This window comes from Rhodococcus sp. NPDC055024, assembly GCF_053608585.1.
On record NZ_JBSGVT010000021.1, the window covers coordinates 55,578 to 78,922 of the forward strand.

General features: G+C 60.2%; 22 protein-coding genes and 1 pseudogene. 7 read left to right on the forward strand and 16 right to left on the reverse strand.

Annotation, left to right across the window (positions count from 1 at the left end; translation table 11 throughout):
- Positions 1-15 precede the first annotated feature (15 nt).
- Both ACWF6P_RS29310 and ACWF6P_RS29315 read right to left on the reverse strand, forming a co-directional pair.
- Positions 16-333: a DUF4333 domain-containing protein gene (locus tag ACWF6P_RS29310; RefSeq protein WP_452623390.1), complete on the reverse strand. Its 318-nt coding sequence runs from the start codon at positions 331-333 to the stop codon at positions 16-18.
- A 96-nt stretch (positions 334-429) separates the two neighbouring features.
- Complete coding sequence (locus ACWF6P_RS29315; RefSeq protein WP_452623391.1) at positions 430-1,830, reverse strand: cytochrome P450; 1,401 nt, start codon at positions 1,828-1,830, stop codon at positions 430-432.
- A 95-nt stretch (positions 1,831-1,925) separates the two neighbouring features.
- Between ACWF6P_RS29315 and ACWF6P_RS29320 the strand changes: the two genes are divergently transcribed.
- A complete protein-coding gene (locus ACWF6P_RS29320) occupies positions 1,926-2,513 on the forward strand; it encodes a TetR/AcrR family transcriptional regulator (RefSeq protein ID WP_452623392.1) in 588 nt (195 codons plus the stop codon).
- Between the two features lie 48 nt (positions 2,514-2,561).
- Here ACWF6P_RS29320 and ACWF6P_RS29325 read toward each other — a convergent pair whose 3' ends face one another.
- Both ACWF6P_RS29325 and ACWF6P_RS29330 read right to left on the reverse strand, forming a co-directional pair.
- Positions 2,562-3,551: an ABC transporter substrate-binding protein gene (locus ACWF6P_RS29325; RefSeq protein ID WP_452623393.1), complete on the reverse strand. Its 990-nt coding sequence runs from the start codon at positions 3,549-3,551 to the stop codon at positions 2,562-2,564.
- Between the two features lie 103 nt (positions 3,552-3,654).
- On the reverse strand, positions 3,655-4,533 hold the full coding sequence (locus ACWF6P_RS29330; protein WP_378448928.1) for a bile acid:sodium symporter family protein: 879 nt from the start codon (positions 4,531-4,533) through the stop codon (positions 3,655-3,657).
- A gap of 132 nt (positions 4,534-4,665) precedes the next feature.
- On the opposite strand from ACWF6P_RS29330, the gene ACWF6P_RS29335 reads away from it, so the two are divergent.
- From ACWF6P_RS29335 to ACWF6P_RS29345, 3 genes are read left to right on the forward strand one after another with little or no spacing between them, the layout of a single operon-like run.
- Positions 4,666-4,938 (forward strand): DUF2277 domain-containing protein, encoded by a 273-nt coding sequence (locus ACWF6P_RS29335; protein ID WP_003945457.1) that lies wholly within the window; start codon positions 4,666-4,668, stop codon positions 4,936-4,938.
- Between the two features lie 5 nt (positions 4,939-4,943).
- Positions 4,944-6,365, forward strand: coding sequence for an alpha/beta hydrolase (locus tag ACWF6P_RS29340; protein WP_452623394.1), 1,422 nt, complete (start codon positions 4,944-4,946; stop codon positions 6,363-6,365).
- Positions 6,366-6,388: 23 nt separating this feature from the next.
- The gene (locus tag ACWF6P_RS29345) at positions 6,389-6,901 is read left to right on the forward strand and encodes an NUDIX domain-containing protein (RefSeq protein WP_452623395.1); all 513 of its coding nucleotides are present in this window, start codon (positions 6,389-6,391) and stop codon (positions 6,899-6,901) included.
- A gap of 345 nt (positions 6,902-7,246) precedes the next feature.
- Here ACWF6P_RS29345 and ACWF6P_RS29350 read toward each other — a convergent pair.
- The 11 genes and pseudogenes from ACWF6P_RS29350 to ACWF6P_RS29400 all read right to left on the reverse strand — a co-directional run.
- Positions 7,247-7,573: pseudogene (locus ACWF6P_RS29350) on the reverse strand (transglycosylase family protein); the annotation flags it as partial.
- A gap of 489 nt (positions 7,574-8,062) precedes the next feature.
- Entirely contained in the window at positions 8,063-8,968 is a 906-nt protein-coding gene (locus tag ACWF6P_RS29355) for an oxygenase MpaB family protein (protein ID WP_378535160.1), read from the reverse strand.
- Positions 8,969-8,992: 24 nt separating this feature from the next.
- Positions 8,993-9,550, reverse strand: a complete 558-nt coding sequence (locus ACWF6P_RS29360; protein ID WP_452623396.1) for a mce associated protein mas1a — start codon at positions 9,548-9,550, stop codon at positions 8,993-8,995.
- Positions 9,537-10,757, reverse strand: a complete 1,221-nt coding sequence (locus ACWF6P_RS29365) for an MlaD family protein (protein WP_452623397.1) — start codon at positions 10,755-10,757, stop codon at positions 9,537-9,539. Before ACWF6P_RS29365 ends, ACWF6P_RS29360 begins: the two co-directional genes overlap by 14 nt.
- Positions 10,754-11,818: an MCE family protein gene (locus tag ACWF6P_RS29370; RefSeq protein WP_452623398.1), complete on the reverse strand. Its 1,065-nt coding sequence runs from the start codon at positions 11,816-11,818 to the stop codon at positions 10,754-10,756. Before ACWF6P_RS29370 ends, ACWF6P_RS29365 begins: the two co-directional genes overlap by 4 nt.
- Positions 11,815-12,912: an MCE family protein gene (locus ACWF6P_RS29375; RefSeq protein ID WP_452623399.1), complete on the reverse strand. Its 1,098-nt coding sequence runs from the start codon at positions 12,910-12,912 to the stop codon at positions 11,815-11,817. The genes ACWF6P_RS29370 and ACWF6P_RS29375 overlap by 4 nt, the downstream gene beginning before the upstream one ends.
- Positions 12,909-13,964 (reverse strand): MCE family protein, encoded by a 1,056-nt coding sequence (locus ACWF6P_RS29380; protein WP_452623410.1) that lies wholly within the window; start codon positions 13,962-13,964, stop codon positions 12,909-12,911. Before ACWF6P_RS29380 ends, ACWF6P_RS29375 begins: the two co-directional genes overlap by 4 nt.
- Positions 13,964-14,995, reverse strand: coding sequence for an MCE family protein (locus tag ACWF6P_RS29385; protein ID WP_452623400.1), 1,032 nt, complete (start codon positions 14,993-14,995; stop codon positions 13,964-13,966). The genes ACWF6P_RS29380 and ACWF6P_RS29385 overlap by 1 nt, the downstream gene beginning before the upstream one ends.
- Entirely contained in the window at positions 14,992-16,215 is a 1,224-nt protein-coding gene (locus ACWF6P_RS29390) for an MCE family protein (RefSeq protein ID WP_452623401.1), read from the reverse strand. Before ACWF6P_RS29390 ends, ACWF6P_RS29385 begins: the two co-directional genes overlap by 4 nt.
- A gap of 3 nt (positions 16,216-16,218) precedes the next feature.
- Complete coding sequence (locus tag ACWF6P_RS29395; protein ID WP_452623402.1) at positions 16,219-17,076, reverse strand: ABC transporter permease; 858 nt, start codon at positions 17,074-17,076, stop codon at positions 16,219-16,221.
- The gene (locus tag ACWF6P_RS29400) at positions 17,076-17,885 is read right to left on the reverse strand and encodes an MlaE family ABC transporter permease (RefSeq protein ID WP_230814857.1); all 810 of its coding nucleotides are present in this window, start codon (positions 17,883-17,885) and stop codon (positions 17,076-17,078) included. Before ACWF6P_RS29400 ends, ACWF6P_RS29395 begins: the two co-directional genes overlap by 1 nt.
- Positions 17,886-18,423: 538 nt before the next feature.
- On the opposite strand from ACWF6P_RS29400, the gene ACWF6P_RS29405 reads away from it, so the two are divergent.
- Entirely contained in the window at positions 18,424-19,686 is a 1,263-nt protein-coding gene (locus ACWF6P_RS29405; protein ID WP_452623403.1) for a TetR/AcrR family transcriptional regulator, read from the forward strand.
- Between the two features lie 34 nt (positions 19,687-19,720).
- On the forward strand, positions 19,721-20,926 hold the full coding sequence (locus ACWF6P_RS29410; RefSeq protein WP_452623404.1) for a winged helix-turn-helix domain-containing protein: 1,206 nt from the start codon (positions 19,721-19,723) through the stop codon (positions 20,924-20,926).
- Positions 20,927-21,172: 246 nt separating this feature from the next.
- Here the strand turns inward: ACWF6P_RS29410 and ACWF6P_RS29415 are convergent, their stop codons facing one another.
- Positions 21,173-22,327 carry a Rieske 2Fe-2S domain-containing protein gene (locus tag ACWF6P_RS29415; RefSeq protein ID WP_452623411.1) on the reverse strand — a complete coding sequence of 385 codons (1,155 nt, stop codon included), beginning with the start codon at positions 22,325-22,327 and terminating at the stop codon, positions 21,173-21,175.
- 256 nt (positions 22,328-22,583) lie between these two features.
- Between ACWF6P_RS29415 and ACWF6P_RS29420 the strand changes: the two genes are divergently transcribed.
- A complete protein-coding gene (locus ACWF6P_RS29420) occupies positions 22,584-23,303 on the forward strand; it encodes an IclR family transcriptional regulator (protein ID WP_452623405.1) in 720 nt (239 codons plus the stop codon).
- The last annotated feature ends 42 nt before the right edge of the window (positions 23,304-23,345 follow it).

Consider the following 23,345-nt stretch of genomic DNA (forward strand, 5'->3'; position numbering starts at 1 on the left):
AAAGGCGCACAGCAGTTAGTTGTTCGGCACATCCGCAACCTTGATGTCGAAGTTGGCGCTTTCACCGTCAACGCTGGTCACGGTAGCAGTGACGTCGTATTCGGTGCCCTGCTCGGTCAGGATGCACGTGATCGATGCGCCGACTTCGGCGTCGAGGTTCTCCGGACACGTCACGTCGTCGGGTGGCTCGCCGATCTTCTCCGCGAGTTGAGTGGAGATCTGACTCGCGATTTCGGACTTGTCCACTTGCGGCGTCCCGACGCTCGCCGAGCACGCTCCCGTGGCCAATGCCACCGAGAGTAAGACGATTCCCACTGCAGGCCTCTTTGTCATGTGAACTCCCAGGGTGCGCCGGTGCTCGCTGCTGCCAGCTCTGGGATTACCGCATTTGGGACTGTTCAACCGACTTACTCGACGAGTTTTTCGAGGTCACCGTCGGCGGACCGTCAAGTTGAAGCCTTCGGGCATGAGGGTGAGCCGTTCGGCCACCTTCAGTTCGTAATCCGGATCGGCCTCGATCGTGTATTTCTGCAAGATGGTGCCCAACACGAGGACCGCTTCGTGAATGGCGAATTGTCTTCCGATGCAGGCGCGTTCACCCGTTCCGAACGGCTTGTACACGTGCGCCGGCCTGGCTTTGATGTTGGCAGGCAGGAAGCGATCCGGATCGAAAGCCTCGGGATCGTTGCCCCACACCGGATCACGATGAAGTGAGGGGATGAGCACGAGCATCCAATCGCCCTTCTTCATCGGATACTTGCCGACGAGCGTCGTGTCTTCGAGCGCCGCGCGGCCGTAGGCGGGAGCCGTCGGCCACAGACGCAATGATTCGTCGAGGACGCGTCGTACGTATCGAAGTTTCGCGATCTTCTCGAAGGCGGGCTCCTCGCCTTCCCACACCTTGTCGACCTCGGCTTGCGCTTTGGCCAGTACGTCAGGGTTTTGCGAGAGGTAATACAGTGCGAACGACAAAGCGCCGGAGGTTGTTTCGTGCCCGGCGACGAGGAACGTCACGACCTGATGGCGGATGTTCAGTTCGTCGATACGGTTGGGATCGTTTTCGCGAGCCGCCCGCAGCATCAGTTCGAGGAGATCTTCGGGCCCCGGTTCGGTACTTGTGCGCCGGGCACGGATCACCTCGTCCACAACCTCGGCCATGAACGCCTTGCGGACCTCGTCACGTTGATCGGCGCGACGTGCGAGCACTCGCCCGAGGGCGGTCGACTTCAGGAATGTCGTGCGCTGTGAATGGGAGAGCGCTCCGACCATTGCCTTGACGAACGGATGCTGCTCTTCACGTTCGAAAGAGTCGAACGAGTAGCTGAATCCAGTGCGTCCGATGGTCTCCAGCGTCAGCTTGGTCATGTCTGCGGAGACGTCGATGGGGGAGTCACTTTCACGACTGTCCCAATGGTCGACCAACTCGCCGGCCACGTCGAGCATGGTGCGGTGGTACGAGCGCATCGCAGTCTGGCTGAACGCCGGTGCCAGGAGATTGTGTGCCTTGCCCCAGTTGGGCTCGTGGTTGTAGGCAGTGAACAATCCGTCGCCGCCGATTCCGCGTAGCGCCTTCACTCCTGGTGCAAGGTGTTTTGCGAACCGGGACTCGTCGGACAGTTCTGCCACCATGTCTGCGCCCGAGGCGAAGACAAAGCGATTTCCCAGGACGTTTCTTTCGAAGATCGGGCCGAGTTCGCGGCCGATGCTCACGGAGTTCTGCAGTGGCGTCCGAATGTTGATCCCGAGGACGTCGCCTAGGACTGGCAGGCGCCATGCCGGATGCGGGATCCGAGCATCGGTCGTCGCCTCTGGAGTGGTGTCGACGCTCATGATGTGTCCCCCGGGTGAGATCGCTTACTGAATTGGTGTCTAGTACGCAAAGTACGCCTTACTGAATTGGTGTCAAGTAGTAATCTGACTTGCCTATGGTTGCACCACGAAAACGCCTGGACCGAGAGCAGCGGCGCACGCAGTTGCTCGACATCGGCGCGCAACTTTTTGCCGATCGCTCGTACGAGGACGTCTGGATCGAAGAGGTTGCCGAGATCGCAGGCGTCTCGCGAGGGTTGATGTACCACTATTTCCCGACCAAACGAGACTTCTTCGCGGCAATCGTCGAGCGCGAATCGCAGCACTTACTCGAGGTGACCGCACCGGACGCGACGCTACCGGTGCGCGAACAGGTGGCAGCCGGGTTGGATGCCTATTTCGCGTACGTGAAATCGCACAGTAGGGGAGTGCGCGCCATCAACGTCGGGACGCTCTCGGCTGAGGCAGGTATCCGAGCAATCGTCGAACGGGAACTCGAACAACAACAGATTCGGATCCTCGACGCACTCGGATTCGAGGGCGAACAAAGACAGATCGCTGCAGTCGCGGTACGGGGATGGATCGCATTCGTCCGGGCCGTGTGTCTCGACTGGCTCGATCAACCTTCCATACCGCACGAGGAGTTGAGGGTGATCTGTCTGCGAACCCTCTCCGGAGCGTTGGGCATCGACCTCGAAACGTGAAAATGCCGACCGCGTGGGAGCGGTCGGCATTTCCATGGACAAGTCCGACTAGTCGAGCGTCGAATAAAGTTCGTCCCAGCCCTTGGCGACGTACATGTTGGTGTAGATGGACCCGTAGTACGTACTTCCTTGCAGAACGGTGACGTTCCCGGCCTGCACAGCCGGAAGTCGTTGCCACAACTTGTTGTCCGAGAGTTGATCGAAGGTGGTGTCGCTGCTGTCGGTGACGGAAACCATGAACGCGTCGCAGTGTTGCAGACGATCCATCTCCTCGATGCTCAGTCGCCCCTGATTATCGAAACCGGTTGTGTTCAATGTTCTTCCGCCGATATCGGCGAGCGTCATGTCGGTGGGTTGACGATTCTTCTTTCCCGTTTCCTCCGACACGGGCAGGCTGTCGATGTAGATCGTGGCTTTGTCCGGACTGTAGGACAAGCTTGCGACGGTTTTGCCCGCGATCGCGGAAGCGTGTCGAGTGCGAATGTCGGTGATCAGAGCGTCGTAATCGGTGATCAGGCGATCCATGGTGGGTGTTCGTCCCAGCCAATCGGAGAGCCGGGTCAGGTTCTCCCGCCACGTCTGCTTCGATTCGGTCGTCAGGACAGGAGCGATGGCTTGGAGCTTTGCAGCGGGCCAGTACTCGTTGTCGGCGTTGGCGCAGATGATGAGATCGGGTGCGAGTCCGAGTATCTGCTCCAGATTGGGCTTGTCGCTGAGGTATTCGGCCGAGCCGTCGACAGGCACCCACTCGGTGGCGGGTGAGATGTTGTATCCGAAGACCGGTAGTTCCAAGGCAATGGCGAGCTCGAGGTCGGTTCGGGCGTCGACGGCCAAGACCCGCTTGGGGTTGGTAGGGATGTCATAGGTCCCCAACGGCGTGGTGACGGTGCGCATTTGAGCGTCATCAGCGGTGCCTGAACCGTCGCTGGAACTGCAGGACGACAGAATAGTTGCTACTGCTGCCATCCCGGCTCCGATGCCGAATTGGCGACGGGTAAGTGCGTCGACTAGCTCTTGCCAGACGCGTTCGTCTGGCACGGTAGGTGTATTGGTCAGCATTTTTTCGATACCCTTCGGTCTGAGTCCGTATCGATCGTAGGGTTGGCGATACCAGATCACCTATATCGAAAACCGCCTGATATTAGTCGATTTCGGCCATCGTCCGTGACTTGCGGGTGATGGTGGCGCCGAAGGCAGCGGCGAGCGGGAACATGAGAACGCCGTACACCGCGGCCGGTACTGCCAATTGCACGTTGTCGAGAAGACTGACGGCGATGGTGATCGCCAACGTGCTGTTGTGGATGCCGATTTCCATGGAACTGGCGATGGCCTGACGGTCCTCGATGCCGAAGATTCGGGGAACGATGTAGCCGATCGAGAGGCTCAGCAGGCAGAACAATGCAGCGACGACGCCGATGTCGACGAGGTAGTCCGCGATGTTGTCGCGCTCGGATACAACCGTTCCGACGATCACCAGCGCGAGAACAATCGCGGATCCGATGCGGACGGGCTTGTCCATGCGCTCGGCAAAGGCGCTCGAGCGCAACCGAACCCACATTCCGAGGGCGACCGGAATCAGGACGACGGCAAAGACCTGGAGGACCTTCGTGAACTGAAGCCCGAGGGTGCCGTCCGCGTCCTCGGGTTCGAAGTAACCCAACGCGAAGTTGGTGATCAGGGGGAGAGTGACCACCGCTATCACCGAATTGACCGCAGTCAGTGTCACATTGAGGGCAACGTCGCCGCGGAACAGGTGACTGAACAGGTTTGCCGTGGTGCCACCCGGTGACGCGGCGAGGAGCATCATGCCGACGGCGAGTAGTGGGTCGAGGTCGAACAAGGTGACCAAGCCGAAGGCTGCGGCCGGCAGCAACAGCAATTGACAGATCAGAGCGATCGAGACGGCCTTGGGCGCTTTTGCCACGCGGGCAAAATCTCCGACTGTCAGGGAAAGCCCGAGGCCGAACATGATGATGGCGAGTGCGGCGGGGAGACCGACCGAGGTGAGTGCTGAGTCCATGAGTTAGTGGCTACTTCCAGTCACTGGGGGAATTTCACTGAAACTACCGTGATGCCCGGATCTGCGTGGCAGTTTGGATACATTGATGTATCGAACCGTGACGGCGTCGGTGAGCAGGGTTATCGTCGAATTATGTGCCGAAACATCACTGAACTTCGTGGACTCGAGCCCGCAGCTACGCCGGAGGAAATCGAGGCAGCCTCCCGCCAATACGTACGTAAGGTGAGCGGAATAGCCAAGGTGTCCGACGCCAACCGAGATGCCTTCGAACAGGCGGTGCGTGAGGTAACCGAAACGACGACGCGCCTGCTCAGCGCCTTGCCGCCTCGTAGGCAGCCACCTCAGACGGTCCCGCCGTTGCGTCGTCCGGAAGTACAGGCTCGGATCGCAGCTCGCTCGTCCTGACTCGAGTGGATCTCACAGATATCGACGTATGGGACGTCGAAGCTTTGGATCAGCTGTCCGCTGGGCTCGAAGGCGTTCTGGTCGCTCATCGCGTCCGCGACATCCGTCGACGGCTGAATACGCTGCGCAAAGAAGCCGTCGCCGACGACTTGCATATTCGCCAGGACGGAACCGTCTCTGCGGTTGCGCCCATCGCGGACGGCCACCCGCTCCACGTGCACGCCCAACTGCTCGAGGTTGCCGTTCGAGAACTGATCGGGGAGGCACTGCTGGTCAGCGCGGATCTTCATCATGCGTTGTCGCTTCGGTCCCAGGTCGGCACCGACCTCCGTGACAAGGCTGTGCGCGTGGGAGAGGAGTGGCGAGCATTCAGCCCTGATCGGCAGCGTCAGATGTTGCGCCATGCACCCAGTCTGATTGCCAACCTCGACGGCATTCCCGCAGCGGTGCGAAGTCCCGCCAATCTCGATCGGATTCAATCAGAACGAGCACGGCTGCAAGATGATTCAGTGCGAATCTCGCAAGAACTTCACCGGGAGTTCTTCGGCGGCAGGCTGAGTAACACCGGGGCGGGCCAGTGGTATGCCGAACGTAAACTCGAGGATTTGGACGCGCTCGACGAGTTGTTTCACGCCGAACCTTGTCGACGGTTACTGCTCATGGACATGCGCTCGGGTGAACGAGGATTTGCCGCGATTGCGATCGGTGATCCGGACACAGCGGATCACATCTCCGTGACGATTCCCGGATTGAACACCAACGTCAAGGACTCGATGCGCGGAATGGTCGGCGAGGCAACACGATTGCGAGCCGAGGCGATGCGCCAACTCGACCTGGCCGGTCGAAAGGAAAGCGTGGCAACGATCGCCTGGATCGGATACGACGCGCCACAGGTCATCGGGCCGGGAAAGTTCGACATCGGTCGCGCCAGCTTCGACGTCAGTCGATCGTCCAAGGCAGGCATAGCCGCCGACGCATTGGGCAGCTTCTTTCACGGTCTTCGTTCTGCGTCGGTCAAAGAACGCGTCCATATCACCGCGTTGGGCCACTCTTACGGATCGCTTGCGACTTCTCTTGCGTTGCAACGTGGTGCCAGCGCCGCAGTCGACGACGTGGTCTTCTACGGTTCACCCGGAGTGCGGGCCAAGGTGGAGTCAGATCTCGGTATCGCCGACCGTCATGTCTACGTCATGAAAGCGGAAGGCGACAGTATCGCGGGGTTCGGCCGTTTCGGCGGCGATCCGACGCGCACCGAGTTCCATCGGTTGTCCACGGCCGAAGGGATCACCCCGGACGGAGTGAAGCACGAGCGGGCGTTCGGGCATGCGGAGTACGCGAGGACCGGAGACAACGGAGAACTGCGGATGTCGGGTTACAACCTCGCGGTTGTGGTTGCAGGGTTGCCGGAGCTTGCCGTCATCGCCTGACCTGCTGCCTTACAGTGGCACTCATGCGTCTGCGGCACTCGGCCAGGGGGTTGGACGTTGACGGCCAGTCCCGTCTTCTGCTCTACCGATTCATCGCGCCCGTGCATGGGCTGACGGTCTGGTGTCCTCCAGGCGGCGGCTTGGAAGGAGACGAAACCCCGCCCGAGGCGCTCGCGCGCGAATTGGACGAGGAGATCGGATTGTGCGACTACGGCGCCGCCACACACGTGTGGCATGAGGAGATCCGTGATCCGACGATATTGCCGGGTTGGGACGGGGCGGTCAATGACTATTTCCTCGTGCCGGTACCGGTCGCATTCGATCCTTGTGGATCGTTGGGGCGCGAAGCGCTAGCCGCGGAGTTGGTCGAGCACTTCGAGTGGTGGAGCGTTGACCGCCTTCTGTCACACTGCGGTCGAGAAGTATTCGACCACGCGATTTACCCGACCGATTCGCACGCCTGGTCAAGGATGGGCCGCCGAGTTCGCCGGATCGATTTGTTCGGACACTGTGAGGGCTACGAGGCATTCTCTTAATCGAGCATTTCGGCGTCGAAAGGCGGCTAAGCTGGGCTTATGGAGCACTACGTGCGCAAGGAACCCATCCCGTACGCGTCTACGGCAGCACCGGTCAGTTCTCGCGGCCGGTTCAGAAGGATGCTCCAAAGGTTGTCGATGATTCTTCGCGGGATGATGGGGGATCGGAAGGCGAGTCGATATACCTCGCTCGCTCCACGTCATCCCGACGGATCACGCACCGCCGTAACATCTTTCAACAGCAGTGGCGGTGGGAAGTAGGTACCGGTGTACAACACTGCCCGGTAGCCGTCGAATCTCCGACGAGCACCGGGCAGTGACGCACTAATCGAGCTGAGATCAGCGGAGGTACTGTCCGCAAACCGGCCACGCGCCGACGCCCTGACCTGCAAGGACGTTCTCCGCGACGCGGACCTGTTCTGCCTGGCTGGCGTTGGCTGCGGTGCCCGCTCCGCCGTAGGCCGCCCACGTGCTCTGGCTGAACTGGAGGCCGCCGTAGTAGCCGTTTCCGGTGTTCGCAGCCCAGTTGCCCGAGGATTCGCACTCAGCGACACCCGACCAGTCGTGGGTGGCTGCGGATGCGGTGCCGGCGCTCAGTCCAATGGCTCCGGCTGCGAGGGCTCCGGCTGCGGCGACAGAAGCAAGTGCGCGGGTAACGGTGGTCTTGGTCATTTGGGTAAATCCTCTCGAGTCACGCCGGCGGAGGACGGTGACCGTCTCAGCTCCGCTCCCACCACTAGGAATGTTGTCGAATCCGAACCGCGGGGTGGGACTGGCGGTGGCGATTCGGTAATGCCCGGTTGATCGGGCTGTCACCAACCATAGGAGATGATTACGGATTGGTCACGGGTCGGCGTGTCGACACAGGTTCGTGCAACAGAAATGCATCAAAGAGTGTTTTCCCAGGTCGCGCTGCGATATGCCAACGCTCTCGGCGTTACATAATCGAGATAAAGTGTGATACAAGTCACCAATAAGGCGCCGTAAAAGCGTCGATATGCAGCGAATGTGCCGCCCGATTGGCTCGTTTTGCCGACTTTTCGACCCCAGTTTTTGTCGCGCCGAAGCTCAAATCGAGGCTTGATGTGTTGTCGACCGACCGCCCCGATTTACCTGTGGGGCAGCAGAATTGATACGAGTATCGAGTTTCCGGCTCTACGATCAGACGAGATTCTTGCTCGCCTTGATCCGGCGACGGATGTCGCGCATCTGAATGGTGTTTCCGGCCTGACGGATGGAGCGTGGGATGAACCTGTTGACGAACGACACGAAGATGAAGAGGTGCTCGAATCGACGGCGGTCGTCTTCGGTCCACTCGAGGTCGAGTTGGTCGCGGTAGATCGGCGGAAGGAATCCGACCGTCAGGAACCGCAACAAGTTTCGGAACACCAGGCGTATCGGCCACGCGATCATCTGTAGATTGACCAGGTCGATCAGATATTGCTTGGTGCGTTCGTCTATGACGACGCGTTCGCAACCGAGATTCCAGTAGCGCTCGAAGTCTGCGCGGGTGGCCGGCCACATCTCTTCGGTGACCTGCAGTGTCGTTCCCAAAGTTGACGCGGACTGATAAAACGATTCCGCCTGCTCTTCGGACATCTTGCCGTGCAACAACTGATGGCTGTCTTCGAAGCCGATGAACAGGCAAGCGGCAACCCATAATTGGAGTTCGCGATTGAAGGCGTTGTACTTGACCGGGCTGTTCGCATCGGACTTCACGTGCCGGTGCACCGAGTTCACGGCCTCGCGGTAGGCCTTTCGCTCTTCCTCGTTGCCCAGGATTGCGACCGTCAGGTACTGCGTTGTGGTCCGTGCGCGCTTCCATGGATGCGCGGTCAGGGCACCCGATTCGACTTTGCTTTCCATGACGCCGTACGCCACCTCGGGCCAACCGAGTTGCAGGACGACGTTGGCGGCGGCCCCTGCGAATGACCAGAAATCGAGTGCGTCGGTGATGTGTGCGGGTTTGCGGGCCCACCGCTTACGCTCGGCCGTGATGGTGATGCGTGTCTGATCGGTTCGAAGAGACGACTCGGACTTTCCCGAATCCAGGTAGTGAGTGGGCATCGATCCTCCTCCGTGCGCGGTGAATTACTTGGTCTCGACGTTGCTCACGAGCCAGCGGTCGTCCGAACGAACCAGGGACACGACCATCCGGTACTTCTGTGTATTGCCCTCTGGTGCAGCAATGTTCTTGGCCTGCTGGTCGACGAAGACAAGCACCTTTGCCGACGAATCTTCCAGTGACGTGATGCCGACGTCTGTTGCCGTCGCACTCGCCTGACCTTGGCCTCCAGCGACAACCTCGCGCAGTGAATCCACCATCGTTCGGTAGGTGCCGGCAAACTCGTCGGTCGACATCGACGCGATGGTGTCCTTGTTGGCGTCCAAGTTCTGATAGTCGAAGGAGGACATGATGATCGAGTAATCCCGCGCGGTGTCCAGCGCTTCCTGTCGCAACGTGTCCTCCTCATTCACCGAATACAGGTGAAATCCGAGCACCACCAATGCTGCGACCAGTGCTACCGCCAACAGCGAGATCAGTGCGTTGCGAGGCTCTTTCAGCCGACGAAAGAACGACGGGGGAGTCGGATGTTCGGTCACCTCGGTTTCTGCTTCGTCGAGGAGTGCGCTCTCACCGTGTGCCATTTCCCAGTCCTTCCAACATCAATCTCCAGTAGTTCAAGGCGTCGACTCCGGTCGGAATCAGAATCGGATCCGCGACGACCGGCGGTCCGATCGGAGTGCCGGGGACAGTCGAGTTCTGCAATCCGAGGTCGTTCGGCCGCGGAGCATTCTGTGCTCCGCGTTGGACCAGGTCGTCCGCGGGTGGGCAGTACATCGCCAGACTCGGACTGGTGGGGGAGAGATCGCCTACCTCTCGTCTGGGGGTGTCGTAGTTGCACACCGGCCCCTGCGTGGCCACCAAGGCGAAATCAGCTCGATCGCCTTTGACGATGGATGCCAGCTTGGCGAGACCGTCGGGGATCGTGACGAGTCCGGTTTCCAGGGCATCCGTGCGGTCGGAGATGATCGGAGCGACCGTGACGAGATTGGCCAGCACCGCTCCGAAAGTGTTGTGGTACTTGTCGAACAACTGCTGGGCGCTATTGAGAGCGGCGGGTGAATGGTCGGTGAGATAAATCAGTACGGGGGCGTTGGACTCGAGTTGTTCGGTGAAGTTCTTCGCTGCCGCCATTCCTCGGACGAACGAATCCGATTGTGTCGCCATGGAGTCCATCAGCGTGGAGGTCCGCGACAGCAGCGCGGCGAGTTCGGCCGACTGGTCGTTCAACTGCGCCGACATGGTCCCGCCGTTGTCGATCATGGTCGCCAAGCTCGGACCGAGCCCGTTGAACGAATTCCCCAGTTCGGTCCCGATGTCGCTGATAGCTTGCGGATCAATCCCTTCCAGGACGCCGGACGCCTGAAGCATCAACTGGCTCATCTGAACTGGCTGCTGATCTGCGGGCATGGCGATCTCGTCGCCGTCCCGAAGATACGGGCCGTGATCGGTGTTGGGGTAGATGTCGACATTCTGGATTCCCGCGGCAGTTCCCATCGTCACCTTGGCGACGCTGTCGGTGGGTATTTCGGTTTTGTCGTTGAGTGAGAGTTCCACGCGAGCGGATCGGGTGCTCGAATCGAGGACAACTTCACCGACTTTGCCGACCTGCACTCCGCGGTACGTGACGACCGTGCCCTTGGTCAATCCGAAGGCGTCGGACATGCTGGCGTGCAATCTGATCTGACCACCGAAACCTTGAGGGCCCACCACGTACACGATTCCGAAAGGGATGACGACAGCGGCGATCAGAGCGAACAGGCCAAGTTGAACAAGCGCAAGGCGACTCAACGTGGACCTCCCTGAAGTAGATCGGTGAGAGTTCCCGCCGGCGCGATCGATTGTCCGGCCATGCCACCGGTCCAGAGTTTGTCGATCGTTCCCGGAATATCGAGGGCGCCGTCAAAAACGAGGTAGTCACCTTGGACTGCGCCGGTGAAGTTTTCGAGCAGCCCGTTCATGTTCGCCAGCGTCTGACCGATCTCCGAGTTGAACGAATCCAGAGTCCCCACAATGGTCGACGCATCGTGCAGCATCGTGTCGAGCCCGTTGGGTGAGGAGTCGAGAATGGTGTTTGCGTTGGTGGCGAGCTGAACGGTCGAGTTCAAGAGGCTCGCGATCTGATCCTTCTGCCCCACGAGAATCGCCACCACCTGTGGAACGGAATCGAGGTAGTTGTCGACGACTTCTTGTTGCCCGGCCAACTGCGAGGAGACCCGGGCAGCGAGGTCGACGGCCTCGTCGAACTCGCTTCGGTGACTGCTTGCCTCTGCCATGAGCGAGGTCAGGGTGTCGGTCAGAGAACGAACTTCACCTGAGCGCCCGGAAAACGCGGTGTTCAGTTCGCGTACGACGGTATCGAGTTGATCGATGCCGCTGCCGGTCAGAACCGTACCGAGGGTGGCAAGTGCACTTTCGACCTGCGGACCGATCTCGGTGCGAGACTCCGGAATTGTATCGCCGCCGCTCAGCGTGGAACCGGACGGATTCTCCGGCAGCAGCAGTCGAATGAACGGGTTTCCCAGTGCGGACGGGAGTTCGACGGAGGCCCCGACGTTGTCCGGCAACTGCGTCGTTGCGTCCAGACTCAGTGTCACGTCGGCTCCGACGACGTCGGCTGACAGTGCGGATACTCGACCGATGACTTTCTGGCCGCTGCGGACGTCTGCTCCCAACACCAGGCCGTCAGCGCCGGCCAGTTGTAGCGACACGGTGTACGCGTCACCGTCGGCCGAACGACCCAGTGGAAGGTCCTGAATGCCTGCGCTGCAGCCGCCGAAGGCGAACACAGCCGCACAACCCATACCGATGATCGCGACGCCGGCGACTATCCGAACCGATTGCCTCGTCAATTGCCACCTCCGGGGACGGCGCCGCCGGAAATCGCGGAGGCGATGCCGAGCGGATCAGAAGTGCTCAGGGGGAAGGAAATCGGATTCGTGAATCCGGCACCGGTGCAGATCGGCAACTTGTACGCGTCGCACAGTGGCTTGGCGACGGCGAACTGAGTCAATGCAGTCGAGACATTGAGCCGAATGCGTCCGCGCTGATCTGGGCCGATAGTTTGGGAGAGGTTCTGCATCATCAACGGCACCAGGTCCATGAACTCGGCGAGGCCAGGTTGTTCGGCAGCCAGAGTGTCACCGAGAACTCTCACGTTGTCGGCTATGTCACCGACATCGTCGCCGTGAGTTGTCATGAAGCTGTTCAGTTGATCGAAGACGACCTGCAGATCCTGCAGCGGTTGGGAGATGTCCATGTTCTGGCTCGCCCACTGATCGCCCAATTCGCCGAGGTCACCGACAAGTTCGTCCAAGCTGACCTGCCGAGTGTCCAACGCATTCATCAAGGTATTGAGATTGTCGACGAGTGCACCGATGTCTTCCGACCGAGCGCCGACAACTCCGGTGGCCGTGCTGAGGTTGCGAATGGCGGTGTTGAATTGATCGCCCTGACCCTGCCACCCGGCGGCGCCGCGGCTCACGAGATCGCCGAGATTGCCACCGTCCCCGGCAAATGCGTCGGCCAAGGTGCTGACGCTTCCCATCAACCCGTCGAAATCTATGGGGGAGTGGGCACGTTCGATCGGAATCTCGTCGCCGTCTTCGAGCGTCTCTCCACCGGTGTACGCCGGACCGAGTTCGATGTGGCGATCGCTGATCACCGACGGATTGAGAACATAGGCCGAAGCGTCGGCGGGCAGATCGACGGAGTTGGGCATCGACATCGCTACTCGAACAGAAGTTCCGCGAGGTTCCACCGACGTGACCGTCCCGACGCCGACCCCGAGGACGGTGACCTTACTTCCCTCGTAAATCCCACCGACGTAACTGAAATCGGCGTACACAGTCTTGGACTGATCGGTTCGTCCAAAGATGTACCAACCGGGCAGGGCGATCGCCAGGGTCACGACCAGCATGGCGGTGACGGCTTTTCGTGTATTCACTTGCAGCCCTCCATGATGCCGAGCGCACAGAGCAGATTGTCCGGGATCACGGCTGCCGGGGCGTTGACATCGGTCCAATTGCCGGTGCCGGTGGAGTCGGTGACCGAACGCAGAGCGGACGGAAGACGAGTCAACAGCAGGTCGATCTGATCGGCGTTGTACTTCAGCGTGGCGGTGACTGCGACGAGGTTGTCGGTCATTGCCCCGAACTCGTCCTGACGGTCTGTGAACGTCGTCGAGAGCTTCGAGATGATGATTGTCAGGTTGTCGACCAACTGAGTCAGCGCGTCCTTGCGGACGGCCAGAGTACGCACGATCGTCTGAGCGTTTGCGGCGGTGCCGACAATCGAATCGGTTTGTGCCACCGCCATGTCGGACAGCTCGCGGGACATCGTGAGGATCTGGTCGATCTGTTCACCATTCTGCGCGAAAGCCGCCGAGGCTCCACTGATTCCGGCCAGAGCCCGCCCGACTTGATCGTAATCCGTCGGAATCACCTGCGAAAGGGTGTTCATCATGGACTCCATCGCCTGTAGGTCGACGCCGGTGGCCGCGTTGGTGGCATCACTGCTGACTTCATCGAGGCTGTACGGCACCGTAGTGCGGGAAAGCGGAATGACCCGCCCATCGGAGTCGTCGACCACTCCGGCCGGCACGATCTCGAGGTAGCGCTTGCCCAAGACTGTCTTGAGCCTGACCGTCGCCGTGCTCTGGTTTCCCAAGGGCTGATCCTTGTCCAGGCGGAAGTTGACGACCACGTGGTCGCCGGCAAGGTCGATCGAATCCACGCGGCCCGCGGGAACTCCGGCCACGTAGACGGGATCGGTATCGGAAAGCCCGCTGGCATTGGCGAACTCGGCTGTGTACGCCGACGTGCGGGCGTTGTACCAGAGTTTCGGAATACCCAGTGCTGCGGCGAGTCCCACCACCAGAACGAAGATTCCGAGACTACCCAGAGCGAGAGCAGTGCCGCTACCGCTGCGTCGGCGATCCCCTTTGAACAGGAAGAGCATGATGCCGACGAACACGTCGATCAGCTTGACCAGAAACATCATGAGCACACCGGCGAATGCGTCGGACCGAAGATGTTGGCTTCCATGTCGCCTGCCTTCAGAGTGAAATTACACAGATACAGGCTGATGAAACTTCCGTAACTTCCGATACGGTTGGCGGCGTCGGCGAACTGGGGAAGGTTGGCGAGAAGTCTGTTGAACTCGTCGGTGCTCGCAATCCAACTACCGGTGACACTTTCGAGTTGTTGCACGGTCTGACCGAATGCGCCGTTCGACCCGGCCATGATCTGAGCCAGCGACGAGACAGTGCGGTTTCCCTGATCCAACAGCGAGACCAGTTGATCGTTCTGCCCGACGACGGAGGTGCTCAGGCTGTTCAAACCGTCCAGCAGACCTACCAATTCGGGTTGACGCTCGTCGACGGCAGTGAGAAGAGTGTTCATGTTCGTGAGTAGTTGCGCGAAGACGTCCTGACGGTCGACCAGGCCGGAGCTCATGGTCGCGATCTGGTCGAGCAGGGTGGTCATTGCCTGGCCCTGGCCGTTGAAGGTTTCGACAAAACTTCGTGTCAGAGTGTTCACCTGCTCGGGTTGCAGTGCGGCGAACAACGGTTTGAAGCCGTTCATCAGTGCGGTCAAGTTGATCGGCGGTGTTGTCTGCGCCAGCGGTATCGTGCTACCAGGTTCGAGCCGTTGTGCGGATACCGTTGCCTCGCTGTCATCCTGGGTCAGTGCCAGATATCGAGCACCGAGCATGTCGCCGTAGCGCACGGCAGCACGGACGTCCGACTCGAGCGAATATTGCGACTCGATGTCGACGTCGACGATCGCCTTGCTCGTGCCGCCGCCGTTGTCGGCAAACGCAACCGAGTCCACGCGGCCGATACGCACACCCGACATCGTTACCGGATTACCAGGGTTGAGTCCTTCGACGTCGGTGAACTCGAACGAGTACGAATCAGTGCTTCCGCGCACCGGGACCGACAGCGTGTTCGCCACGAACGACGCACAGGCGACGCCGGTGATGCAGAAGAGTGATAACCGAATGACCTGGCCAGGACGAACCTTCACGGGACGGTCACCTCGTTACCTCTGATCATCGGCCCCAACATCAGTGTTGTTGCCGGGTTGGGGGCGTCCGACTGCTCCGGCGAGCTGCCGAGTAGTTGATCTTCGAGGAAACGCAGGGTGGCGGCTTCGGCTTCGCCACCAACGATTGGGGCACTGGCGGGTTGTGCAGGCGTGAGGTTGGAGCCGGAACACTGTGCCCCGCGCGAGTTCCCGTACTGCGGGCAATCATCGCCTGTGTACGGGAGCGGTTCGGCGAACGTGGCAACTGCTGTGATGTCGAACTTTCCGGTGGCGAAGACTCGCGCACCGGAGGCGCCGAACGTACTGGCATTGGCGAGGGTGGAACGCAGTCCTCCGGGATTGGCCGCGGTGGTTGCGAGTATCTCTCCGGCGGAATCGATCACGGTGATGATGTTGCTGTTGTTCTCTGCGACAAAATCGTCGACGGTAGCGGCGAAGACTGCGGCCGCGCCGATCGAGGTCTCGAGATTCGCTCTGTTGGCGACCATGCTGTTCGAGACGTTTGTGGCGGCTGCCAAGGTATCGAGAATGTCGGGGGTTGCGCGGTCCAACGCGTCGACGACCGACTTGAATTCGGGTGTCGATTCGAGGAATTGGTGTGCCGCGGGTGTCAATATGCCGGACGCTGCACTGAGATTGTCTATCGTGGTACCGATCTCGGCTCCGTTTCCGTCGAGTGCCTGGCCCAGCGCAGTCAGGGCTGTCTGCAACTTCTCGGGCTGCATCGCGGTGAGGACTCCCACCAATTTGGTGTACACGTCGTAGAGCGCAACGGCTTCGGGTCCGTCGTCCATGCGGATCTCGTCTCCGTCCGCGAGAGTTGTTCGGCCGTGCGGCGCCGGGTTGTCCACGAGCTGCATGTAGATGTCACCGAAGAACGTGCGTGGAACAACGCGAGCCATCACGTCGGCGGGAATCTTCGATGCGTCCTCAGTCTGTATCTGTAGTTGCACCACGGATTCTGTGGTACCTGATTCGATTTCGCCGATTCGGCCGATGTTGACCCCGTGGTACCGGACCGGTGCCTCGCCGCTGATCAGGCCCGCCGTGGCTGGAACAGCCACGAACACGTCGGTGCTCTGCTCGAGGTTTCCGGATCCACGCAGCACCATCGTTACTGCCGCTACGACGGCCACCACGACGGCGATCGCGCCACGTAAGGCGTAAACGATCTTCGTGCGTGTAGTGAGTCTGTCCACGGCTCAGATCCCCATTCCCGGGATCTGGGGGACGAGGCCCCGCAGGCCGAAAGTCATCAGCACGTCCAGGATTCCGATCGCAAGGATGGCCGTCCGTAGTGCGCGGCCAGCAGCCTGCCCGACGCCCGCCGGTCCGCCCGAGGCGTAATAGCCGTACGCGCAGTGCACGAGCGCGACGACGGCGGCGAAGACCACTGCCTTCAGGCCCGAGTACAGGAGGTCCTGCGGCGAGATCGCCAGATGGAAGAAGTAGTCGTAGGTACCTGCCGATGCACCGTTGAAGAACACGACGACCAGTCGGGTCGAGAGGTAGCTGGCCAGCAGTCCGATCATGTAGATCGGGATGACGCAGATCATGGCAGCGATGACCCGCGTACCCGCGAGGAAGGGAATCGATCTGATTGCCATCGAGTCCAGTGCGTCGATCTCGTCGGAGATACGCATTGCGCCGATCTGGGCGGTGAAACCCGTCCCGACCTTGGCGGCCAACGCGATAGCGACGACAACAGGGGCAAGTTCGCGTGTGTTGGCAACTGCGGAAAGCATGCCGGAGAGTGAGGTCATCCCGACAAGTTCGAGTCCGCGATGCGTCTCCACGCCCAGCATCATCGCGGCTGCAAGAGACATCGCGAACACGATGCCGATAGTGCCGCCGCCGGACAACAGCGAGTTCGTTCCGAAGCTGACTTCGCTGATCTGGCCGAGTACATGTTTGCGGTACTTGGTGAGAGCAAAGGGGATCGAGGCGATAGTGCGGATGTAAAAGGTGACATGCTGACCGAGCGACACCAAGCCGTCGCCTGCGGTCCGCAACGGTCTGCCGGCCTGCCGCGCTCGGATCCGGAGATCGACGAGCGACATCAGAATTCACCGACTGCCGGCACGATCACGGTATACAGCGCGGACAACACCGTGTTCACGATGAAGACGAGGGCGAAAGCGATGACGACTGCTTCGTTGACTGCGTCGGCAACGCCGCGTGGGCCGCCTTTTGCATGGAGACCTTTGAAGGTGGCGACCAAAGTCGAAGCGAGACCGAAGATCGCGGCTTTCACCAAAGCCATGACGAAGTCGGAAGATCGTCCGTACTGACTGAACGTTGCCATGAACGTTCCGGCCGGAAGGTGCTGGACGTAGATGTGGTACAGGTAGCACGCGATCACACCGCCGAAGGTGACCATCGAACAGAGTGCAAGGGAGACGATCACTGCTGCAACCAATCTCGGTGCGACCAGGCGCTCGATCACGTCGATGCCCATCACTTCCATCGCGTCGATCTCTTCCCGGATCTTTCGTGAACCCAGATCCGTGCAGATCGCCGATCCTGCGACACCGGCCATCATCAACGCGCACACCAGCGCCGCAGCCTGACCGACGATGATGAAAGCCACGACAGCTCCGGAGTATCCGCCGGCACCGATCCGGCCGGCCAGTTCACCGACTGACACGGCGATGAAAACACCGATCGGAATCATGAGAAGCAACGACGGGCCGGTGCTGACACGACCGATGAACAGGGTCTGAGTAATAGTCTCGTGCAACGAGAGTCGCCTGCGGAGGATTGCCGTGAACAGGCCGAAGAGTGCCTGAACCGAGAATCCGATCAGATAGCCCCCCTGTAACGCTACGTCTCGCACCGGGCCCTTCGCGGCTGGTAGCTCGTAGGTCATCTAATTGAATTCCTTTGCAGATCAACAGTGTTCGGCACGGAGTTCGAACTGTTCGAGCGCTGGCGGTCGAGCGAACTGCCTGTGAAGCATCTCACACATATATGTGTCCAAGCAAGCATTATGTGAACCGAGATTCTCGCTGCGTGTCTAGCGGTGTTGGTTGAGTTCGCGCAATTGACGTGCCAGTATTGGAACTGTTCGAATCCATACCCGGTGTATGTTTACGAATATTCCGGATCTGTCAGCCTGGTTGAGTCGCGGTTGTGTAGCGGATGCTTCGAGCGGTGACCCTACCCATCATCGGCGCCCTCAGGCAACGTTTTGTTAACGCAAATTCTGGTCAGGGATCATGACGATCAACGCCGAGGGGCGGTTTCTTCTTGCGATCGATAGGCTCTTGAACTGCCACGATTGTGCTGCAGGCGGGCGAAGTGATGAAAAAAGTGTATGAATTCCCGGGATCATGCTTATGCTGATTCTCGTTTGATGGACAGGCGGATAGAGGTGCGTCGAGCGTGTGGGCTGGAGAGTGGGGTACATGGTGAGCCTGGGCGATCAGTTCGTCGACGCGCAGACGTCGAATGGGATTGTTCGGCAGGTGAGGTCCGACTCCGTCAAGAGGCGCCCGAAGGATCGCAAGGCTCAGATCGCGGCAGCTGCGGCAATCGCGTTCAGTGAGCGCGGATATCCTGCTGTCAGTGTCGATGACATCGCGTCGGCGGTGGGTATTTCGGGTTCGGCGCTGTATCGGCACTTTCCGAACAAGTACGCGATGTTCCGTCACGCGGCACTGGAGTTGACCGAAGCGCTCGGTAGTGCGCTCGACGACGTCTCGGTTGCCCCAGCAGCGACCGATGCGGACCGATTGCGCGAAGATCTGATTGCAGTGATACGAACGACAATTCGCAATCGGCGCACGGCCGGAATCTATCGTTGGGAGAGCCGGTTTCTCGATGCTGCCGATCGGAAATCCGTTCGAGCACAGGCCGACGCGGTCAATAGTCGAGTGGCCCGGAATCTTTCGCGCTCCGATCCGGCGATGACGGCGCGGGACGAGACCCTTTTCGTGGTAGCGATGTTCAGCGTGATCGGCAGCATCACCGTCCATAATCTGTTGCTGCCTCAGCGGGCGATGGAACAGGTTCTGCTCGACGCGTGCCTGGCGATAGATCAAGGTGAGGGTGCAACCACCGCAAGCCGCTTGGAGCAGTCCTCGCTGCCTAGGACCGTGACCACGAACAACCGTGAACGTCTCTTGCAGGAAGCGGTGCGGCTCTTCGACTCTCGCGGATATCACGACGTCAGCATCGAAGAGATCGCCGCGGCCGCCGGCTTGAATGCTTCCGGTATGTACCGCTACTTTCCCAGCAAGGCCGAGCTTCTCGGCGCCGTGTTCTATCGAGCTGCAGATCGCTTGGACTTGGCGACGGCAGCGGTCTTCGATTCCGCGACGTCGCACGAAGAAGTACTCCGGGCACTGGCGGCGATGTACGTGGAGTTGTCGTTTGCACAGCACGAATTGATGTCGGTCTACTTTTCCGAGATGAGCAACCTTCTGCCGAGTCATCGAAGCGATCTGAAGAATCGCCAGAAGCTTTACGTGGTCGAATGGGCGCGAGTTCTCCGCGAAATCCGTCCGGAGCTTTCGGCGGTAGAGGCGAAGTTCGTTGTTCATGCTGCGCTCAACCTGGTTCCGGATGTCGGACGCATGGTGAAGTTCGACGGGGCCGCAGAAAATGCGACCAGACTGCAGATGTTCATGTCGGCAGTTCTGTTCGGCTGTCACACTTCGCCCTCCTGAAACGTGTCGGAGGGTGTGCGTACTCTGACCCGCTATGAGCGAAGTCGTGTCTCCGGCAGCTGCCCGTCGCATAGCGCTTGCCGCTCAAGGATTCGGCAGATCGCACCCCACAACGGTGACGCGTCGCAATCTGGTCAGCGTGATGGACCGGCTGCAGGTGCTGCAGATCGACTCGGTCAATGTCTTCGAACGCAGCCACTACCTGCCGGTTTACGCTCGGCTGGGCGCGTACGACAAATCCAGGCTCGATCAGCTCGCCTTCGCCCCCGGCTCGGGGTACCTCGAATACTGGGGCCACGAGGCTACGTTCCTACCGGTGGACATGTGGCCGCTGTTCCGCTGGCGGATGGACCAGTTTCGCGCCAAGGCGTTGAGCGACAAGGGAGGATGGGCTTCCGATCGAAGTGTCTTCCTCGATTGGTTGCGGCAGGAGTTGCGCGACAACGGTCCGATGGCGGCGAGCGAGATCGAACACGAAGCGAACACACGACGGGGTCCGTGGTGGGGGTGGTCCGACGTGAAAGTCGGCCTCGAGACGCTGTTCCGTTGGGGCGAGGTGGTGTCGGCAGGTCGAGCCGGCTTCGAGCGTCGTTACGGCCTGGCCGAGCAGATGCTTGCACCCGAGATACTCGACGCACGGGTCGAGCGGTCGGAGGCGATACGCGAGCTGGTGGTGCGGGGAGTGCGGGCGCATGGTCTTGGCACACTCGACGACATCGCCGACTACTTTCGTCTGCCCAGCGCAGAAGCACGAACGGCATTGCAGGAACTCGAAGATGCCGGCAGTGTGCGCCGGGTGTCCGTCGACGGCTGGGAGCGTCGAGGCAAGGCAAGGGAGGTGTGGATCGATCCGCAAGCGAAGCGTCCCAGGTCCATCCGTGCGGAAGCGTTGTTGTCACCCTTCGATCCGGTAGTGTGGGCACGCGATCGAGCGTTGCGGCTCTTCGACTTTCACTACCGGATCGAGATCTACACTCCGGCGCACAAGCGCGTTCACGGATACTACGTGCTCCCGGTCCTGATCGACGACAAAATCTGCGCCCGAGTCGATCTCAAGAACGACCGTCAGAACGCTCGGCTGCTTGTCCGCGCGGCTTGGGCAGAACCCACCGCGGACGCGGAGACTGCGCCGCGGTTGGCGGAACTCCTTCGCAGAACTGCGCGCTGGCAGGGCTGCAACACCGTTGAGGTGGAGAACAAAGGCACGTTGTCTCAGGAGCTGTCCGCCGCCATGACGTGAGCCTTCAGAGCCGCGAGGGCGATTGTCATTCGGGAACGGTTATGCGTCCGTCGGTCGCTGCCTGATTGATGGAATTTCTCAATGCGGAACAACTTCCGGATCGAATTCTCGGCGATGCAGCGTCGTCGCGGTACTCCAAACATGCGGTGCGCGACTCTGATCGCCACTGGGTCGACGTGTGATGCCAGCTGTTCTTCTCCACGAGGACGTACGTTCCACACCGCTCGCAGTCCAGCGGTTCCATGGTCATTGCGGCGCTCCGGCGGCGGCCTTGCGTGCAAGGTTGTCCGCAACTTCCTGCTTCCACGCCTCGATGGGTTTACTTGTGTCCATCTCGAATTCGAAGCGGTCGACCATCTCGGGCGTGACGTCGGCGACGTCCACGTAGAACTGCTCGTACCACCGCCTCAGTTGGTATACCGGACCGTCCTCGGTGCAGAGCAGTGGATTGTCGATACGGGTCTTGTTCTTCCAGATCTCGATGTCCTGCTCGAACCCGACACCGATGTATCCGATCATCGCGTCGACGGTTTGGTCCGCGATCCCGGCGGGAAGGTCGTCGGTCTTCTTGACGGTGATGCCGTACATCAGGACGAACTTGGTCGGGCTGACCGGGTAGTGGCAGTTGATCAAAACCGAATCCACTTTGAAGGTTTCGTACTGATAGATCAAGTCGTCGATCATGAACGACGGTCCGTGATAGGCGGCCACCGAGAGGTTGGATACCAACTTCGGCACGTCGAGGTCGGTCCAGGTCACGATGTCGTCGCGGTTGATGCCACTCTGCTCCTGGATGGCGACGTGACCTTCGAAGACGTTCTTGAAATAGGTGGGGAACGAGAAATGCACGTAGAAGAAATGCGCCATGTCAACGACGTTGTCGACGATTTCTCGACAGTTCGTATCGATGACTATCGACTTCCACACCCAATCGGTCCATTCGTGCTCCGCAGACTTGATGATCGGTATGGCGACGTCCGCAGGAGGCGGATTGCCTTCGGGGTCGTGCCAGACGAAGAGCAGTCCGTCCTGTTCGAGCGCAGTCCAAGCGCGGGTCTTGGCAAGCGGGGGGACACGTCGGGCATAGGGAATCGCGGTGCACTTACCGTTGCCTCCCCACCTCCAGTCGTGGAAGGGGCACGCGATCGAATCGCCCTTGACCGTGCCCTGACTCAGGTCGCCGCCCATGTGACGGCAGTACGCGTCGAGGATCTTCAAATCACCGTGGCTGTCGGCGAATACGACAAGCTTGGTGCCGAAGGCCTCGATCGAATGTGGATTTCCGTCGTGAAAATCGGTCACGAGTCCGAGGCAGTGCCAGCCGCGGGCAAAACGCTCAGGGGTAACGCCTTCCTCGATGATGCGGAATTCCTCGACTTCGCCCAGGTCCGCTGTGGTCATATCGTCTGTGGTCATATCGTCGTCCTCTGTTCAGGGGTCTGTCCGTGCCACTGTGGCGAGGCGTGGGCTCGGGCTCAACGAGTGCAACCGGTGATCGGTATAGATGCAGGTGGTAGTGACCGTGCAGGTTTGTCTCCCGCACGGTGGGAAATGCCCTGGCGGCGCGCGCCGCCTGAGCCCAGATTGATAGTCAGCAGCGAACACATCGCCCAGCGGTGCCCGCTCGACGGGACGGACCACCGGAACGGAGACATCCATGGCGGTCGGACCGATCACCGAAGAGTCCATCCCCATGTCAACTCTCGACAGACTGTCGGTGGTGGTGGACTGCTTTCGTGACGCGCCTCGGCTGACATTGGGGGAGGTGGCGCGCCGAACCGGGATTCCGCGATCGTCCGTGCACCGGATGCTACTGAAACTCGTGAGGATGAACTGGCTACGCCGCGAAGGACTCGAGTACGAAATCGGTGACAAGCTAGGAGATCTGGGCGCCCTCTCGCTGTATCGACACAAAGTGGAACGAGTGGTTACGCCCCTACTTCAGCAGCTGCACCTCGTGACTGGACATGCTGTGCACCTTGGGGTTTTGGAAGGGAACCAAGTGCGCTACATCCAGAAAATCGGGAGCCAGATGGTCCCCGACCTTCAGACTCGTGTCGGCTCACGCATCCCTGCGCAATCGTCGACCATCGGGAAATCACTGTTGAGCGCTGGGCGCAGACCGGTGGCGTCGCTGCAAAACACCAATGACGTTCGCCAACAAGCAGTTGCGTTCGGAATATGTAATTCCGGGATGGGTTGTATCGGTGCACGAATCGGGGTGTTCGACCACATGCAGGTGGGTCTCTCGATTTGTGGGCCTTTGATTCGCGGCACGATAGACAAAAGGAACGCCGCTGCCGTGCAGATGGCGGCTGTGGCGATCTCCCAGTATTTCGGAATGATCGACGGGTTCGGGCAGGAGAAGACGGGATAACCTGACAAACGCAATGAGTGCGCCTCCCCGACCACGCGTAAA

Excerpts from the sequence above, each read along its gene's own strand:
- ACWF6P_RS29405 (WP_452623403.1), top strand. The coding sequence starts at position 18,424 with ATGGTGAGCCTGGGCGATCAGTTCGTCGACGCGCAGACGTCGAATGGG.
- ACWF6P_RS29415 (WP_452623411.1), bottom strand. The coding sequence starts at position 22,327 with ATGACCACAGCGGACCTGGGCGAAGTCGAGGAATTCCGCATCATCGAG.
- ACWF6P_RS29335 (WP_003945457.1), top strand. The coding sequence starts at position 4,666 with ATGTGCCGAAACATCACTGAACTTCGTGGACTCGAGCCCGCAGCTACG.
- ACWF6P_RS29420 (WP_452623405.1), top strand. The coding sequence starts at position 22,584 with ATGGCGGTCGGACCGATCACCGAAGAGTCCATCCCCATGTCAACTCTC.
- ACWF6P_RS29345 (WP_452623395.1), top strand. The coding sequence starts at position 6,389 with ATGCGTCTGCGGCACTCGGCCAGGGGGTTGGACGTTGACGGCCAGTCC.
- ACWF6P_RS29410 (WP_452623404.1), top strand. The coding sequence starts at position 19,721 with ATGAGCGAAGTCGTGTCTCCGGCAGCTGCCCGTCGCATAGCGCTTGCC.
- ACWF6P_RS29315 (WP_452623391.1), bottom strand. The coding sequence starts at position 1,830 with ATGAGCGTCGACACCACTCCAGAGGCGACGACCGATGCTCGGATCCCG.
- ACWF6P_RS29355 (WP_378535160.1), bottom strand. The coding sequence starts at position 8,968 with ATGCCCACTCACTACCTGGATTCGGGAAAGTCCGAGTCGTCTCTTCGA.
- ACWF6P_RS29310 (WP_452623390.1), bottom strand. The coding sequence starts at position 333 with ATGACAAAGAGGCCTGCAGTGGGAATCGTCTTACTCTCGGTGGCATTG.
- ACWF6P_RS29360 (WP_452623396.1), bottom strand. The coding sequence starts at position 9,550 with ATGGCACACGGTGAGAGCGCACTCCTCGACGAAGCAGAAACCGAGGTG.
- ACWF6P_RS29330 (WP_378448928.1), bottom strand. The coding sequence starts at position 4,533 with ATGGACTCAGCACTCACCTCGGTCGGTCTCCCCGCCGCACTCGCCATC.
- ACWF6P_RS29380 (WP_452623410.1), bottom strand. The coding sequence starts at position 13,964 with ATGTTTCTGGTCAAGCTGATCGACGTGTTCGTCGGCATCATGCTCTTC.
- ACWF6P_RS29320 (WP_452623392.1), top strand. The coding sequence starts at position 1,926 with ATGGTTGCACCACGAAAACGCCTGGACCGAGAGCAGCGGCGCACGCAG.
- ACWF6P_RS29395 (WP_452623402.1), bottom strand. The coding sequence starts at position 17,076 with ATGTCGCTCGTCGATCTCCGGATCCGAGCGCGGCAGGCCGGCAGACCG.
- ACWF6P_RS29400 (WP_230814857.1), bottom strand. The coding sequence starts at position 17,885 with ATGACCTACGAGCTACCAGCCGCGAAGGGCCCGGTGCGAGACGTAGCG.